The 15,816-nt window shown below is 57.4% G+C and carries 12 protein-coding genes; 6 read left to right on the top strand and 6 right to left on the bottom strand.

Annotated features, from left to right (window positions below):
- Positions 1 to 3: 3 nt before the first annotated feature.
- The gene (locus tag RRU01S_RS14035; protein ID WP_045230894.1) at positions 4 to 573 is read right to left on the bottom strand and encodes a CarD family transcriptional regulator; all 570 of its coding nucleotides are present in this window, start codon (positions 571 to 573) and stop codon (positions 4 to 6) included.
- Positions 574 to 1,117: 544 nt separating this feature from the next.
- On the opposite strand from RRU01S_RS14035, the gene RRU01S_RS14030 reads away from it, so the two are divergent.
- Both RRU01S_RS14030 and RRU01S_RS14025 read left to right on the top strand, forming a co-directional pair.
- Positions 1,118 to 5,881 (top strand): NAD-glutamate dehydrogenase, encoded by a 4,764-nt coding sequence (locus RRU01S_RS14030; protein ID WP_045230893.1) that lies wholly within the window; start codon positions 1,118 to 1,120, stop codon positions 5,879 to 5,881.
- Positions 5,882 to 5,952: 71 nt separating this feature from the next.
- Positions 5,953 to 7,338 (top strand): MFS transporter, encoded by a 1,386-nt coding sequence (locus tag RRU01S_RS14025; RefSeq protein WP_045230892.1) that lies wholly within the window; start codon positions 5,953 to 5,955, stop codon positions 7,336 to 7,338.
- On the opposite strand, the gene phaR is transcribed toward RRU01S_RS14025, so the two are convergent.
- On the bottom strand, positions 7,329 to 7,901 hold the full coding sequence (gene phaR / locus RRU01S_RS14020) for a polyhydroxyalkanoate synthesis repressor PhaR (protein WP_045230891.1): 573 nt from the start codon (positions 7,899 to 7,901) through the stop codon (positions 7,329 to 7,331). The two genes, RRU01S_RS14025 and phaR, sit on opposite strands and share 10 nt — an antisense overlap.
- Before the next feature lie 241 nt (positions 7,902 to 8,142).
- Here phaR and RRU01S_RS14015 point away from each other — a divergent pair, with 241 nt between their 5' ends.
- The 4 genes from RRU01S_RS14015 (at position 8,143) to bfr (ending at position 11,133) form a co-directional block, all read left to right on the top strand.
- Positions 8,143 to 9,324 (top strand): acetyl-CoA C-acetyltransferase, encoded by a 1,182-nt coding sequence (locus tag RRU01S_RS14015; RefSeq protein WP_045230890.1) that lies wholly within the window; start codon positions 8,143 to 8,145, stop codon positions 9,322 to 9,324.
- 70 nt (positions 9,325 to 9,394) lie between these two features.
- Positions 9,395 to 10,120 (top strand): acetoacetyl-CoA reductase, encoded by a 726-nt coding sequence (gene phbB, locus RRU01S_RS14010; protein WP_045230889.1) that lies wholly within the window; start codon positions 9,395 to 9,397, stop codon positions 10,118 to 10,120.
- Positions 10,121 to 10,364: 244 nt separating this feature from the next.
- Positions 10,365 to 10,676, top strand: coding sequence for a (2Fe-2S)-binding protein (locus RRU01S_RS26760; protein WP_065700596.1), 312 nt, complete (start codon positions 10,365 to 10,367; stop codon positions 10,674 to 10,676).
- Entirely contained in the window at positions 10,642 to 11,133 is a 492-nt protein-coding gene (bfr, locus tag RRU01S_RS14000; protein WP_045230948.1) for a bacterioferritin, read from the top strand. The genes RRU01S_RS26760 and bfr overlap by 35 nt, the downstream gene beginning before the upstream one ends.
- A 50-nt stretch (positions 11,134 to 11,183) precedes the next feature.
- Here bfr and RRU01S_RS13995 read toward each other — a convergent pair whose 3' ends face one another.
- The 4 genes from RRU01S_RS13995 to RRU01S_RS13980 form a co-directional block, all read right to left on the bottom strand.
- Positions 11,184 to 11,696, bottom strand: a complete 513-nt coding sequence (locus RRU01S_RS13995) for an RNA pyrophosphohydrolase (protein ID WP_081880078.1) — start codon at positions 11,694 to 11,696, stop codon at positions 11,184 to 11,186.
- Positions 11,697 to 11,735: 39 nt separating this feature from the next.
- The gene (locus RRU01S_RS13990) at positions 11,736 to 12,938 is read right to left on the bottom strand and encodes a divergent polysaccharide deacetylase family protein (protein WP_045230887.1); all 1,203 of its coding nucleotides are present in this window, start codon (positions 12,936 to 12,938) and stop codon (positions 11,736 to 11,738) included.
- 66 nt (positions 12,939 to 13,004) lie between these two features.
- Entirely contained in the window at positions 13,005 to 14,333 is a 1,329-nt protein-coding gene (locus RRU01S_RS13985) for a S41 family peptidase (protein ID WP_045230886.1), read from the bottom strand.
- Positions 14,323 to 15,732 (bottom strand): murein hydrolase activator EnvC family protein, encoded by a 1,410-nt coding sequence (locus RRU01S_RS13980; RefSeq protein WP_045230885.1) that lies wholly within the window; start codon positions 15,730 to 15,732, stop codon positions 14,323 to 14,325. Before RRU01S_RS13980 ends, RRU01S_RS13985 begins: the two co-directional genes overlap by 11 nt.
- Positions 15,733 to 15,816: the final 84 nt, after the last annotated feature.

The following is a 15,816-nucleotide window of genomic DNA, read 5'->3' as shown; positions in this document are numbered from 1 at the left end:
TGGTTACGCAGCTTCTTCCTGTGCTTCTTCGTCTTCCACAGACTTGCCGCGCTTTGGTCCCTTGTTGAGGTTGATCTCAACGAGACGAACGGCTTCCGTTTCGGACATCTTGTTCACAGCAGCGATTTCACGGGCCATGCGATCAAGAGCAGCTTCATAGAGCTGACGCTCGGAATAAGACTGTTCCGGCTGATTTTCGGCACGATAAAGGTCACGCACGACTTCAGCGATGGCGATCAGATCGCCGGAATTGATCTTGGCATCATATTCCTGCGCGCGACGCGACCACATGGTGCGCTTGACGCGGGCTCTGCCCTGAACAACTTTCAGTGCGCGCTCGACAAAGTCTTCCTCGGACAGCTTGCGCATGCCGATGCTGACAGCCTTGGCGACTGGAACTTTCAGGCGCATCTTGTCTTTTTCGAAATCAATGACGAACAGTTCGAGCTTCATGCCCGCGACTTCCTGTTCTTCAATGGACGAAATGGTACCGACACCATGAGCGGGATAAACGATCGCTTCGCCGGTTTTGAAACCGTGACGCGCTGGAGATTTTTTTGGCTGGGTCGTCATTCGTTCTAAAAACTCCCTGTTACATACACCCGGGGTTTCCGGGGGTCGGGTCGGTCAGGCCCGGATGAGACGGGGGAACCGTCAAGTGACTTCATACTGGTACAGACGTGCGCTCAAAGATATGTCACCTTGCAACCGGCAGGTTGACAACACAAACAATCGATATGTCACGGAAACCGCGTGCAAGTGATGAGTTGCTTTCGTGGTGTTTTTGGGCACGCAAATGCCACGCTGTGGATCAGTTTCTAAGGTGTACCACAAAAATACGACGAAATCAATAATTTGCTTCCACCGTGACCATCGAGTCACAATAGGGTCGCTTTGACCTTAACACAAACCGGCCGATGGATGCTTTTTGATTCGCCACTGGAAGCTGTAGGTTGCGGTTTCAATCGAATAAAATATGGGTGAAGCATTTAAAGCATTGATTGCCACTTAAACTCTTCATAATTCCGCGCCAATATCCGATTCGAATTTGATGAAAATGAAGATTTTTTTCGATTTTCATTGATAAACCCTCACCCTTTGGGAGGAAAAAGGCAAAATGGGCTACCGGAACAATCCAAAACGCGACAAACAACTCGAAAAAACCAGAAAACTGGCGGAGGTGTCGGGTAAGCCCTTTCTAGACCCGGAGGCGATCTTCGGTCGGGCCAGTACGGATGATATCCAATATTATTCCCCCGACATGCTAGCTGCAGCCGCTCGCCATACGTCGGATGAACTGTCACGCTGGAAAAAAGACACGCCCTATATTGGTATCTCGCAAGTAGAAGGCGTCGCGCCGCGCGATATTCCTGTGACTGTTCTGACCATCATCGGTCGCAACATGCCGTTTCTGTACGATTCCGTCATGGGTGAAGTGACCAACAGCTACCGTAGCCTTTATCTTGCGGTTCACCCCATTCTTATCGCTGATGCGCGTGCTGCCGGTGGATATCGTCTGGCAGATTCCGATATCGACGCGCCTCAGGACAATATCAGCCTGATTCAGCTTCACATCGCGCCGGTTACTCCACAGGCAGGCGAGGCGCTGGAAGAACGTCTCCGCTTCGTTTTGTCGCAGGTCCAGTCCGCCTATAGCGACTGGACGCCGATGGTCTCAAAACTGGATGAAGCGCTGAGCGAATTGAAGGAGCGTGCACCCACCCGTCGCAAGTCGGGGCGCGATGAGGCGGTCGCGTTTCTGGAATGGCTGCGCAACGACAATTTCACCTTCCTCGGCATGCGTGACTACAGCTATTCCGGCAAGGGCAAGAATGCCGTCGTCGAACGCGGCGACGGCAGCGGACTTGGGACGCTGACCGACCCGAAGGTGCGCGTCCTGCGCCTCGGCAAGGACGCGGTGACGACGACACCGGAAATTCTGGCCTTCCTCGACGGTCCGGATTTTCTGATCGTCACCAAGGCCAACGTCAAATCCATCGTCCACCGTCGCGCCTATATGGACTATATCGGCATCAAGCGTTTCGATGAGGATGGCAATGTCGTTGGCGAATTGCGTATCGTCGGCCTGTTCACGGCGACGGCCTATACGCATTCGGTCAAGCAGATCCCGCTTCTGCGCGCCAAGGTCGCCGAGGTCGAGCATCACTTCGGTTTCGATCCCAACAGCCACTCCGGGCGCATTTTGCACAACACGCTGGAATCCTATCCGCGTGACGACCTGTTCCAGATCGATGCCGATCTGCTGATCCGCTTCATCGAGCAGATCATGGAACTGAGCGACCGTCCACGCGTGCGCGTTCTGCCACGCATCGACCGTTTTGACCGCTTTGTCTCCGTTATTATTTTCGTGCCACGCGAAGAGTATAATTCCTACGTCCGCGAAAAAATGGGTGAGTATCTGTCCGAGGTTTATGACGGGCACATCTCGGCTTATTATCCGGCCTTCCCGGAAGGCGCTGTCGCGCGCGTCCACTTCATTGTCGGGCGCACCAACGGCAAGACGCCGCGTGTGGCACAGGACAAGCTCGAAGATGCAGTCAGCGATATTGCCGCACGCTGGATAGACCACTTCGTGGCGCTTTCCCCCTCCGGTGCGCCGGTTCTGGATGTCGATCAGGCGTATCAGGAAGCATTCACGCCGGAAGAAGCGATTATCGATCTGCCGGATATCGCCGCGACCGCCGGTGGCGAGCCTGTCAGAATCGAATTCTACCGCCGTGACGATCAGGCCGACGGCGTTCTCTCGCTGAAGATTTTCCACCGCGACGGTCATCTGCCGCTATCGCGGCGCGTGCCGTTGCTGGAAAATCTGGGTTTCAGCGTCATCAGCGAGCGCACTTTCGATGTTGGCGTGGTCTCAGGCGACGACACACGCACCATCGTGCTGCATGATATGGAACTGAAGGTCCAGCCGGGCGTGAAGCTCGATCTTGCAATCTACGGGCCACGGCTCGAAGAGGCGTTTCTGGCGGCGTTCGACGGTACTGTCGATAACGACAATTTCAATCGCCTGATCGTGGCTGCGGGTCTTGGCGTGCGGGAAGTGTCGGTTTTGCGGGCCTATGCGCGTTACCTGCGCCAGACGGGCATCGTCTATTCGCAGGAGCATATTTCCGAAACGCTGTTCAAATATCCTGATATTGCGGCCAAGATATTCGAGCTGTTTTCCCATGGCTTCGATCCGAAGATGGGAGAGAAGCCGCGCCTTCGCAAGCTTCTCGATCTCCACAAGTCCATCGAAACGGCGCTGTCGGGCGTTCCCAATCTGGACGAGGACCGCACCCTTCGCCGTTATGTGAATGCGGTGGATTCGACGTTGCGCACCAACTATTTCCAGCGCAACGAGGATGGGTCTCCAAGGGCGATGCTGGCCTTCAAATTCGATCCCAAGCTTCTGGATGGCTTGCCTGACCCAAGACCGTTCCGGGAAATCTTCGTTTATGGCACCGAAGTCGAAGGTGTCCACCTGCGCTTCGGCAAGGTTGCCCGTGGCGGGCTTCGCTGGTCGGATCGTGGACAGGATTATCGCACCGAAGTGCTGGGGCTGGTCAAGGCACAGCAAGTCAAGAATGCGGTGATCGTGCCTGTCGGTGCCAAGGGTGGCTTTTACCCGAAGACCCTGCCGGTTGGCGGTAATCGCGATGAAATCTTCAATGCGGGCAAGGACGCCTACAAGACCTATATCCGCACGCTCCTGTCCATAACCGACAACATCGTCGGCGATGATATTGTCGCGCCTGCCGACACACTCCGGCTGGATGGTGACGACCCGTATTTCGTTGTTGCAGCCGACAAGGGCACGGCAACCTTCTCCGACACCGCAAATGGACTGGCGCGCGATGCCGGGTTCTGGCTGGATGATGCCTTTGCCTCGGGTGGTTCTGCCGGTTATGACCACAAGAAAATGGGCATTACCGCACGCGGCGCCTGGGAAACGGTCAAGCGGCATTTCCGCGAGATGGACATCGACATTCAGACGACACCGTTCAAAGTGGTCGGTGTGGGGGACATGTCCGGCGACGTGTTCGGCAATGGCATGCTGCTGTCGGAAAAGATCGAGCTGATTGCAGCCTTCGACCACCGCGACATCATCATCGATCCGACCCCCGATACGGACAAGTCCTTTGCCGAGCGCAAGCGCCTGTTCGACCTGCCGCGTTCCAGCTGGCAGGATTACGACCGGTCCGCGCTGTCGCAAGGCGCGATGATCATCTCCCGCTCGGAAAAATCCGTATCGCTGACACCCGAAGCGGTTGCGGCGATCGGCATCGACAAATCCGTTGCCACGCCGTTCGAGATCATGACGGCGATCTTGAAGGCTCCCGCCGATCTTCTCTGGTTCGGTGGCATCGGCACCTATGTGAAGGCAGCGGTGGAAACCAATGCCGAGGTGGGGGACCGCGCCAATGATCCGATCCGCGTCAATGCGACGGAAGTTGGCGCCAAGGTGATCGGTGAAGGTGCCAATCTCGGCATCACGCAAAAGGCGCGCATCGCCTATGCGCTGGCCGGTGGCCGATGCAATTCCGATGCCATCGACAATTCGGCGGGTGTCAATTCTTCCGACGTCGAGGTCAATATCAAGATTGCCCTGGCCTCTCCCGTCAATGACGGTCGCCTGACCTTGCCCAAACGCAACCAGTTGCTTGCCTCCATGACCACGGAAGTGGGCCATCTTGTTCTGCGCAACAATTATCTCCAGTCGCTTGCGATCTCGCTGACCGAGCGGCGCGGTACGGAAAATCGTGAGGAGCTTGGCCGCCTGATGGGTGCCATGGAAGCTGCCGGGCAATTGAACCGAAAGGTGGAAACCTTGCCGAACGATGCGGAATTCGGCGAGCGCTATGCCGCCGGTAAACCGCTGACCCGGCCCGAGATCGGCGTTCTCCTGTCCTATGCCAAGCTCACCTTGTTCGATACGCTGGTGGCCAGCACGTTGCCGGACGAGCCTTATCTTCAGCATCTTCTGACGGAGTATTTCCCAAGCAAGATGCAGAAGACCTATGCGGGCGACATCACCAGCCATCGCCTGCACCGCGAAATCGTCGCGACCTCGCTTGCCAACCAGGTTGTCAACCGCGGCGGTCCGGGTTTCGTGCAGAAACTGGTCGATGCCAGCGGTCTTCTGGCACCCACGGTCGTCAAGGCGGCGATGATCGTGGAGGACGGGTTCGGTCTGAAGCGCCTGTGGAGCGAGATCGACAAGCTGGATGGACAGATTTCCGGCGCTGTGCAGAACGGGCTTTATGCCGATGTGGCGCGCATCTATACCGATGCGACGCGGCTTTATCTGCAAACGACGACATCAGCCTCCGAGTCTATGGCGGATGAGGTCGAGCGGCTGAAGACGGCGATCAAGACGCTGTTTGCAGGTGCGGCCAAATACAAGGACGAGATCGGCTTTACCGAGATTGAAGGCGTCGCACCGGCATTGATCCGCGAGTTGGAAACGCTGTCCCTGCTGGTCTATGTGCCGGAAATCATGCTGATTGCGGGACAGGCAAACACGACGCTTGCGCGGGCAGCCGAAAGCTATGCGGCGGTGTCTGCCACCTTCCGCGTGGCAAGGCTGCTGGATGCAGGCCAGCGTGTAACGCCAGCCGACCATTATGAAAGCCTTGCCCTCTTGCGCAGCCAGGACCAGATTTCCTCGTCACGCCGCCGCATCGTCATCTCGGCGCTGACGGAATATGCCAAGGAAAAGAACCCGGTGCAGGCCTGGTATGCAGCTGACCGGGTGCGGGTCAACCGCATCGTGTCGGAACTCGGGGGCTTGAGCGACAGTGGCGAGACGAACCTTGCCCGCCTGACGGTTGCCGCCGGATTGCTTTCGGATATAGTCCAGGCGCGAAACGTCTGATATCAGACGCCAACTGCCCGGTATCACAGCCGGGCAGTTTACTGGTTTCATAATGGCCGAAAGGGTGACGAATGGCCTCCTCTTCCCTTGCGACCGGCCAAAGCGTGACGAAGCGTGGCATCTGGGGCTGGATGCTGTTCGATTGGGCGGCTCAACCCTTTTTCACCGTCGTCACGACTTTCATTTTCGGCCCCTATTTCGTTGCCCGGCTGACGGCGGATCCGATTTCCGCGCAGACGACCTGGAGCAACATGGCGACGATATCCTCCGTCATCATCGCCATCTTCTCGCCGATCCTCGGTTCCATCGCCGATCAATCCGGCTCACGGAAACCTTGGATCGCGTTTTTCGCGACGCTGAAGATCGCAAGCCTCGCGATGCTGTGGTTTGCCGCACCCGGGTCTGCCATCATCTGGCCGGTGACCTTCATGATCGTCGCGTCGATTGCGGCTGAGTTTTCTATCGTCTTCAATGATTCCATGATGCCGCGGCTGACCACGCCGGAAAATGTCGGGCGCATTTCCAACACAGCCTGGGGTCTCGGCTATCTCGGCGGCATGGTGGTGCTGATCTTCGTGGTGTTGTTTCTGGCGGCGGCACCTGACAATGGCGTGACGATCCTCGGCATTCCGCCGCTTTTCGGGCTCGATCCGGCGGCTGGCGAAGACGCCCGTATCACCGGCCCGATCTCCGCACTGTGGTATTTCGTTTTCATTCTGCCGATGTTTTTCTTTACGCCAGATGTCAAGAAGGGCTTGCCCTTCGGAAGGGCGGTTCAATCCGGCATGACGGAGCTGAAGGCGACCTTGAAGGAATTGAGAGGCCGCCCCGCCATTACGCGATTTTTGATCGCGCGGATGCTGTATCAGGATGGCGTCAACGGTGTCTTGATCCTGGGGGGTGCCTTTGCAGCGGGCCTGTTTGGTTGGGGCACGCTCGAAATCGGCATCTATGGCATCATTCTCAACATAGTGGCGATTGGCAGCTGTATTGCTGCGGGCTTTGTCGATCAACGCTTAGGATCGCGAAACACGGTGCTGATCAGCCTTGCTCTGTTGTTGGTGGCGACGGTCGGTATCGTCTCGACCTACACCGATTCTACCCTGTTCGGCCTGCTGGCGCTTCCCGTTTCCACGACGGAAGGGCTGTTTTCCAGCTCGGCAGAGAAGGCCTATCTTGTCTATGGCATCCTGATCGGCATTGCGTTTGGCCCGGTTCAGGCGTCGTCGCGCTCCTACCTCGCACGCAACGTTACCGTTGCCGAGGCAGGTCGCTATTTCGGGATTTACGCCCTGTCAGGCCGCGCCACCAGCTTTATGGCGACGCTGTCCTTTTCCCTCGTCACCTACATCAGCGGCTCGGCACATCTGGGCATGGCGACGCTGACGATCTTCCTCGGCGCCGGCTTCCTGTTGCTGCTGCGCGTGCCTGAAAAAACCAGAACCGTTCAGAGCTGATCGAGTTTGGTCTGAAGCGTGCGCAATTGCGCCTTCAGTTCATCGATTTCGGAAGCATCAGGCTTCTTTGCCTCCTTCTGCGCAGACGGCATAGGGAAGGGCGTAAACACCTGCATGGCCTGGCGAAACAACTCCGTGTTGCGCTTGACCTGCTCCTCCATGAAACCGAACGGCGTGGAGAAATTCTTGTTGGATGTGTCGCCGAATGCCTTGCCCATATGCTCCTGCATCTGGCTCTGCTGCTCGGAAAAGGTCTTCATCGAATGTTCGAGGAAGGTCGGCACCACCATCTGCATCTGGTCGCCATAATAGGAAATGAGCTGGCGTAAAAAGGCGGTGGGCATCAAGGTGTTCCCGGTCTTGCCTTCCTGTTCCATGATGATCTGCGTCAAGACGGCGTGGGTGATGTCTTCGGATGTCTTGGCATCCTGAACCTTGAACTCTTCGCCGCGTTTGACCATCTTGGCGAGGTCTTCGAGCGTCACATAGGTGCTGGTGCCGGTGTTATAGAGCCGCCGGTTGGCATATTTCTTGATAACGGTCTCGCCGCTGTGTTTGGCCATGCTCGCCTCCTCGCGATCCTGGTATTTTCTTCTTATCAGGTGTTTTTGCTCTTCCCGTCTTTAAGTTTATGCTCAAATCAACCGGCGTGACAAATGTTTTGTGCGATGCAGCAGTCAATTTTTTGCGCAGCATTTGTCACCAATGCGGACTGTTAAGTTCCTAAGGAGCCGGGGGTGTGGAGATGGTTTGACTTGGCCTCAAAGCTTTGACAATCTCGCGCCGCAAAATGGGAGATATGGAATGACCTCGTCCTCGATCGTTATTGCCAGTGCTGCGCGCACGGCAGTCGGCTCTTTCAACGGCAGCTTTGCCAACACGCCTGCCCACGAACTGGGCGCGACGGTCATCAAGGCCGCGTTGGAGCGGGCGGGCATTCAGCCAAGTGAGGTGGATGAAGTCATTCTCGGGCAGGTGCTGACGGCAGGCGAGGGGCAAAACCCGGCGCGTCAAGCCGCGATGAAGGCGGGTATTCCTCAGGAAGCGACGGCTTTTGGGATCAATCAGCTTTGCGGTTCGGGCCTGCGCGCGGTGGCACTTGGCATGCAGCAGATTGCGACCGGTGACGCATCGATCATCATCGCAGGCGGTCAGGAGTCCATGTCGATGGCGCCGCATTGCGCGCATCTGCGTGGTGGCGTGAAAATGGGTGATTTCAAGATGGTCGATACCATGTTGAAGGATGGCCTGACGGACGCCTTCTACGGTTATCATATGGGCATTACCGCCGAAAACATTGCCCGGCAATGGCAGCTTTCGCGCGATGAACAGGACCAGTTTGCCGTGACCTCGCAAAACCGCGCCGAGGCCGCGCAGGTGGCCGGACGATTTGCTGACGAGATCATCCCCTTCATCATCAAAGGGCGCAAGGGCGACGTGACCGTCGATGCCGACGAATATATTCGTGTCGGCGCCTCGCTGGATACGATGACAAAGCTGCGTCCTGCTTTCGACAAGGACGGAACGGTGACCGCAGGCAACGCCTCTGGTCTCAACGACGGTGCTGCTGCCGTGCTGTTGATGAGTGAAGCCGAAGCAGAAAAGCGCGGGCTACGGCCTCTGGCGCGCATCGCATCCTGGGCCACCGCGGGCGTCGACCCGCAGATCATGGGCACAGGCCCCATTCCCGCATCGCGCAAGGCGTTGGCGAAAGCCGGGTGGTCGGTTTCCGATCTCGATCTGGTCGAGGCGAACGAAGCCTTTGCGGCGCAATCCTGTGCTGTCGTTCGTGATCTGGGGCTTGATCCCGAGATCGTCAACGTCAATGGCGGGGCGATCGCGATCGGCCATCCCATTGGTGCTTCCGGCGCGCGCGTTCTCAACACGCTGCTTTTCGAAATGAGGCGCCGCAGCGCGAAAAAGGGGCTGGTGACGCTGTGCATCGGCGGCGGCATGGGAATCGCCATGTGCCTGGAAGGCCTCTGACCTCACCATCATCGAAATGCCACTTTGGCCCCTCTAAAGGCTGACGCAGAGAAACAAAGGAGGCCTTGAGATGAGCCGTGTTGCGTTGATAACGGGCGGGACGAGCGGAATCGGTGCTGCCATTGCCAAGGCATTTCACGCCGCTGGCTACAGGGTTGCCGTCAATTATGCATTCACCGAAGCGCGCGCTGCGCATTTTCGCAGCGAAACAGGAATTCCGGCCTATTGCTGGGATATCCGCGATTATGATGCCTGTGTTGCAGGCATTGCCCAGGTCGAGAGCGATCTTGGCCCGATCGAAGTGCTCGTCAACAATGCCGGGATTACCCGCGACGCGATGTTTCACAAGATGACGCCGCAGCAATGGCGTGAGGTGCTCGACACCAACCTCACAGGCGTCTTCAATATGACGCATCCCATATGGCCAGGCATGCGCGAGCGCGGCTTTGGGCGTATCGTGAACATCTCCTCCATCAACGGCCAGAAGGGCCAGGCGGGCCAGGTGAACTATTCTGCTGCCAAGGCTGGTGACATCGGCCTGACAAAGGCGCTGGCGCAGGAGGGTGCTTCGCGCAACATCACCGTCAATGCCATCTGCCCCGGCTATATCGGAACGGAGATGGTGCGCGCCGTGCCCGAAACTGTGCTGAATGAGCGCATTCTTCCGCACATTCCCGTCGGGCGTCTTGGGGAGCCCGAAGAGATTGCCCGGTGTGCGCTGTTTCTGGCTGCCGACGATGCGGGTTTCATCACGGGGTCGACGTTAACTGCCAATGGCGGCCAGTATTTCGTGTGAGGGTCGGCACGTCAGTAAACTTTCCGTGATCACTTGTTTTCATTTTGCCGCGTTGACGAAAACTTGAAAGCGTCCCGGCGTCCGGTAGCAGATGCTAACTGAATGAAAAGACGAGGATTTTTGTTAAGTTTAGAACGAGTCTAATATCTGCTGCAAAGTTTGGCCGCATCTTTTTCTTGACACCCACTGTCCTGTTTTGGTTTAAGAATGAAAACAACGTGTTGCGTCATACAGGCAATGAACCATGCTCGTTTGCAGCTGTAACTACATCACCGATAACGACATTCGCGACGTCATCAATGAGATGCTCGACGAGGACTGTTGGCAGCTTATTGTGCCGTCGAAAGTGTATCACGCGATGGCCAAACGTGGCCGTTGCTGCGGCTGTTTCCCGACCGTTGTCGAACTGATCATCAAGACGACAGAAGAATATCATGCCCGTCGCCACTCGACGGAGGCCGACGTTTTTGATTTTATGTCCCGCCTGAGACAATTGCATGAAGACAACAGGAGAGCGGACATTGAAAGGCGACACAAGAGTCATCGAGCAGCTTAACGAGGCTTTGTTCCTCGAACTCGGTGCGGTCAACCAATACTGGCTGCATTACCGACTGCTGAACGACTGGGGCTACACAAAGCTCGCCAAGAAAGAGCGTGCCGAATCCATCGAAGAGATGCAGCACGCCGACAAGATCATCGACCGTATCATCTTCCTCGATGGACATCCGAACCTTCAGACCGTCGCACCGCTGCGAATCGGCCAGAACGTCAAGGAAGTGCTGGAAGCGGATCTCGCAGGCGAATATGACGCACGCGCAGCGTACAAGAACTCGCGCGATATCTGTCATGATGCCGGCGATTACGTTTCGATGAAGCTGTTCGAAACGCTGCTGATCGACGAAGAAGGCCATATCGACTTCCTCGAAACGCAGCTCGATCTTCTCAACAAGATCGGCGAAGCCAAGTACGGCCAGCTCAATGCTGACTCTGCCGACGCTGCTGAATCCGAATAATATCGGTCATTATCGAATGAAAAGGCGGCTCTTCAGCCGCCTTTTTTGTTTTATCGATCAGAGAGATGCCGGAATTCGGCGACGACCTGTTCGTACACGCCGCGTTTGAACGGCACGATCAGGTCTGGCAGGCTTTCCATCGGTTTCCACGCCCATTCATCGAATTCGGCCTCGTGGCCGGTCGGTGGAGGGTTGATCTGTATTTCGCTTTCATCGCCCTCGAAGCGAAACGCAAACCAGCGCTGTGCCTGACCGCGATATTTGCCGCGCAGACCGATGCCGATCAGTTGTGGCGGCAGATCATAGTGTATCCAGTCGCTGGCTTCAGCGAGAAGCGACACGGTCTTCATGCCCGTCTCCTCGTAGAGCTCGCGAATGGCGGCCACAAGCGGCTTCTCGCCTTCGTCTATGCCACCCTGCGGCATCTGCCAGAGTTGGGGTGAGCCGTCGAATTCCGAGTTCCCTTGCGAAATCCGCCGCCCGGCCCAGACCAGCCCCTCAGCATTGAGAACCATGATTCCGGCACAGGGGCGGTAGGGTAGATCGTCCGCTTTGATCGTCATTTTGGACCTTCGATGGATGGAGTGGTGTGGCCAACAGATTTACGGGCCGGCCTTGTCGGAAACAAGTGCGGAGACGCCGACGATTTCGATGCCTCGCCCGGATGCTTCCACCGACCATTTGGAAATGGCTGCGATGCTTTCGTCAAAAGCGGAAGCCACCCCGATGGCGGAACCGTTCCGGCGCGCGATGCGCTCCAGATCGTCCAGCTTGCGCAAGATGGCGTTCTCATTGACCTGGTCATCCAGCTGCAAGTCGGCAAAACCGACAGAGGCCGATTGGGCCTTGGCAATCGCTGCGCTTTTCGACTGCGCTGAAGAGCCGTCGTCCAGAAACAGCAAGCCGCGTTTGCCGATGTCGCGCATCACCGGCTCCAGGGCTTTCTCATCGGCCATGAACCGCCCACCGAGATAGTTCATGATGCCGGTATAATTGGTGATCTTCGCCATGGAGCGGTGCAAGCGCTCCATATTGAGTTTGGCGGGACCGGCAACGAGCAAGGTGTCGGGTCCGGGATTGGTGCCAGGGTAACCGAAGGGTTCGAACGGAACCTGAAGCAGGATTTCATGGCCTTCCCGACGGCTTTCCTGCATCCAGCGTTGCAGGCTGTTGCCGCTGGCGGCGAAACCGAGTGTGACGTCCGGCGGCAGGTCGCGGATGGCCTTTTGGGTGCCGGTCTGGCTGAGGCCAAGGCCACCGACGATGATGCCGATGCGCGTGCCCCTGGCCCCAGACCATGGCCTTGCATATTGCTCCATCGGGCGCAGTCCGTCGGCGCTGATCTTTGGTAGCCTGCCGAAGGCGGAGTCTTCGAGCAGTTCCTCATTGGGTTGGGCTGCCATGCGCGGGTCTTGCCCGTAGGTCTGGCCGCTCATCAAAACCGGATTATTGCTGTCGCGCTCACGCGGCGAATAGACGGAGACGACTTTGCCGTCTGCCATGGTGCTTCTCTGCACATTCGCGCCAGACCGACCGCTTTGGGGCGTCAGCGCGCCATCGGTCTGGTCCGTGCTGGCAGCTTGCGTGGTCGTTTCGGACGATGTGCCTGCGGCCGTTATATGGACATCAGGTGCGGTCGAACTTCCCTCCAGATTGCCGGGGGAAAGCGCCGTGTAGACCGACAAACCGCCAATGCCACCGACGCCCAGCACCAACAGAGCCGCAAGCGCAGAAAAGCGCCGGAACGACCCGGCGCTTTTTTTTCTCTGTCGACCCATGAGCGGTTTGCGCAGGTCTGAAGGCAATGATCTATCCGTGTTTGACGGCGAGCATGGTGGGAAGGCATCGGGATGACCCGATGCGCTCACATCTTACTGCTTGTTGACGACAGCCTTTTCAGGGTTTGGCGGGAAAGAAGCGTCCGTCTTGGTGCCGTGGAAGAGATCCAGCGCGTAGTTGAGCTGGATATCGTCCTTGGCTTCCGGCGGAACGTAGGCTGCGGAGCCCGAACCCTCTTCCGTTTCGCTCTGGCCCTGAATGTGGCCACGCAGGCTGGATTCGCCTTCGGCACGCACGCGTCCCTGAAGCTCTTCCGGCAATGGCTGATCCACCTTGATATCAGGCGTGATGCCCGTACCCTGAATGGACTTGCCCGATGGCGTGTAATAGAGCGCCGTCGTCAGACGAAGCGCACCGGTATCGCCCAGCGGAATGATCGTCTGGACGGAGCCCTTACCGAAGGACCGTGTGCCCAGAACCGTCGCACGGCGCAGATCCTGCAGCGCACCGGCCACGATTTCCGACGCAGAGGCCGAGCCGCCGTTGACGAGAACAATCACCGGCTTGCCATCTGTCAGATCGCCAGCCGTTGCGTTGAAGCGACGGGTTTCTTCCGGGTTACGACCACGGGTCGAAACAACCTCGCCACGCTCCAGGAAAGCGTCGGACACGTTGATCGCCTGATCGAGCAGACCACCCGGATTGAGGCGCAGGTCAAGAACGTAGCCCTTCAGCTTGTCGGCCGGGACGTCTTCCTTGATCTTCTTGATTGCCTTTTCGAGGTCATCATAAGTCTTTTCCGTAAAGGAGATGACGCGCAGATAACCGACATCGCCACCTTCGACGCGCGATTTCACGGCGCGAACGGCGATGATTTCACGCATTACGGTGATGTCGAGCGGCTTATCAGCGCCCTGGCGAATCACCGTCAGCTTGATCGGCGTCTTCACCGCACCACGCATCTTTTCGACGGCTTCTTCAAGCTTGAGACCACGGACCGGGGCACCGTCGATTTCGGAGATATAGTCGCCAGCAAGAATGCCTGCTTTGGCAGCAGGTGTGTCATCCATCGGTGAGATGACCTTGACCAGCTCGTTTTCCATCGTCACTTCGATGCCGAGACCGCCGAACTCACCCTTAGTCTGGGAGCGCATGTCGGTCGCATCCTGTGCATTCAGGAAGCTCGAATGCGGATCGAGCGAGCTCAGCATGCCGTTGATGGCGTTTTCAACCAGCTTCTTATCATCCGGTGGCGTCACATATTGGGCACGCACGCGCTCGAACACGTCACCAAAAATCGACAGCTCCTTGTAGGTCGAAGGGCCGGCAGCCTGTGCCGGCATGCTGGCCGAGTAGATAACGCTCATCGCTGTGGCACCCATAAGTCCACCAATGAGGAGAAGTGAAGCCTTACGAATCATTGCGCGCCCTTCCGGTATTTTTCACGGTCCACCATGGTTGAGAATCAACTGGTACGCCGTCTTTTCTAAATTCAATGTAAAGTGTCGGCTTGTCAGTTTCCAGCGCCAATGCAGCAGCACTTGCCACTCTTTTTGCGCCCATGGACGCGATCGGTTCGCCGGAGAACACGAACATGCCCTGCCTTGTCCTCACATTGTCCATGCCTGTCAGCACCAGATGATATCCGTCACCGGCATTGAGAATGATCATGCGGCCATAACTGCGAAATTCCCCGGCAAAAACCACGAAACCATCAGCAGGCGCCGTTACCAGTGCCTCCGGGCCGGTTGCAACCACGATCCCCTTGGAAAAATGCCCGGTTCCGTCGGCGTCGCCGAACTTTCGCAGCACATCTCCGGAGACCGGCATGGCCAGCTTACCCTTCAGACTCGAAAACGGATATGCGGGCGCAATGCGGTTTTTATCGGGCATTCCGGCGTCGGTTTGGGCCTGCACTTTGTCGCGGTCAGCCTGGGGTAAAGCGGCCAATCGCTCCTGTTCCTGACGCTCTTTTTCCTTGGCGTCACGCACCGAGGAAATTTCGCTTTCAAGCGATGAAACCAGCCCTTCGAGACTGGTCGCCTTGCTCGCAAGTTCTTCAGAACGCTTACGTTCTGACTCAAGGTCGCTCGCCGTCTGGGTGTTGCGCTTCTCGTTTTCGAGACGCAAAAGATCGAGCCGTTTTTCCTCTTCGAGGCTTGCCGTCATCGTTACCGTCAGCTGTTCTTTTTCGCTGGCGATGGCCTGGCGCAGGTCGGTCAACTCTTTGAGAGCAGACACCAGCTTTTCGGTCTCCGAACGGATGCCTGGAACGACAGCGCCGAGAAGGATGGCGCTGCGCACCGATGCCAGCGCATCTTCCGGCGAAACGAGGAGAGCAGGGGGGGGATTGCGGCCCATGCGTTGAAGTGCTGCGAGCACTTCAGCCAGCACGCCGCGCCGTTCTCGCAACGACGCCTTGACGCCGTCTTCGCGAACACCGAGCTTGGCAAGCCGATCTTCGCCATCGCTGATCTTGCCTTCGAGGTCCTTGCGACGGGCAGCCGAGGCGATCAGCTCATCCTTGATGCGTGCCGTGTCCTGATTGAGCGCGGCAATGCTGTCCTGAAGCTGGCGGGATTTGTCTTCGGACAGGCCGATGCTATCGACCAGCTCCTGCAAATCCTGCCTGTTCTGGTCACGGCGTTTTTCCAGAGCATCGAGGTCACTGGGCTGGGTATTGGTGTCCTGAACGGCAGGCGGGGGTGGAACATCCTCTTGCGAAAATGCGCCGACAGATGGATAGGACGCAAACATGCAGGCAGCCAGAATCACGCCCGGAAGCGCTGTGTGCCTGTGTTTGCTGCCGTTACCGTTCATGAAACATGTCTAACCGTCGAAGAGATTGGCGACCATACGCTGCTTCGCCGCTTTGCGCCAATAGGCACGTTACGGCAGGCAATT

The sequence above is a fragment of the Agrobacterium rubi TR3 = NBRC 13261 genome, assembly GCF_000739935.1.
GTDB lineage: Bacteria > Pseudomonadota > Alphaproteobacteria > Rhizobiales > Rhizobiaceae > Agrobacterium > Agrobacterium rubi.
Note: the sequence above shows the minus strand (reverse complement) of the source record. Positions and strands in the feature narration are given on the sequence as shown.

Excerpts from the sequence above, each read along its gene's own strand:
- RRU01S_RS13995 (WP_081880078.1), bottom strand. The coding sequence starts at position 11,696 with ATGACGATCAAAGCGGACGATCTACCCTACCGCCCCTGTGCCGGAATC.
- phbB (WP_045230889.1), top strand. The coding sequence starts at position 9,395 with ATGAGCCGTGTTGCGTTGATAACGGGCGGGACGAGCGGAATCGGTGCT.
- RRU01S_RS14035 (WP_045230894.1), bottom strand. The coding sequence starts at position 573 with ATGACGACCCAGCCAAAAAAATCTCCAGCGCGTCACGGTTTCAAAACC.
- RRU01S_RS14015 (WP_045230890.1), top strand. The coding sequence starts at position 8,143 with ATGACCTCGTCCTCGATCGTTATTGCCAGTGCTGCGCGCACGGCAGTC.
- RRU01S_RS14030 (WP_045230893.1), top strand. The coding sequence starts at position 1,118 with ATGGGCTACCGGAACAATCCAAAACGCGACAAACAACTCGAAAAAACC.
- RRU01S_RS14025 (WP_045230892.1), top strand. The coding sequence starts at position 5,953 with ATGGCCTCCTCTTCCCTTGCGACCGGCCAAAGCGTGACGAAGCGTGGC.
- RRU01S_RS13985 (WP_045230886.1), bottom strand. The coding sequence starts at position 14,333 with ATGATTCGTAAGGCTTCACTTCTCCTCATTGGTGGACTTATGGGTGCC.
- RRU01S_RS26760 (WP_065700596.1), top strand. The coding sequence starts at position 10,365 with ATGCTCGTTTGCAGCTGTAACTACATCACCGATAACGACATTCGCGAC.
- phaR (WP_045230891.1), bottom strand. The coding sequence starts at position 7,901 with ATGGCCAAACACAGCGGCGAGACCGTTATCAAGAAATATGCCAACCGG.
- RRU01S_RS13980 (WP_045230885.1), bottom strand. The coding sequence starts at position 15,732 with ATGAACGGTAACGGCAGCAAACACAGGCACACAGCGCTTCCGGGCGTG.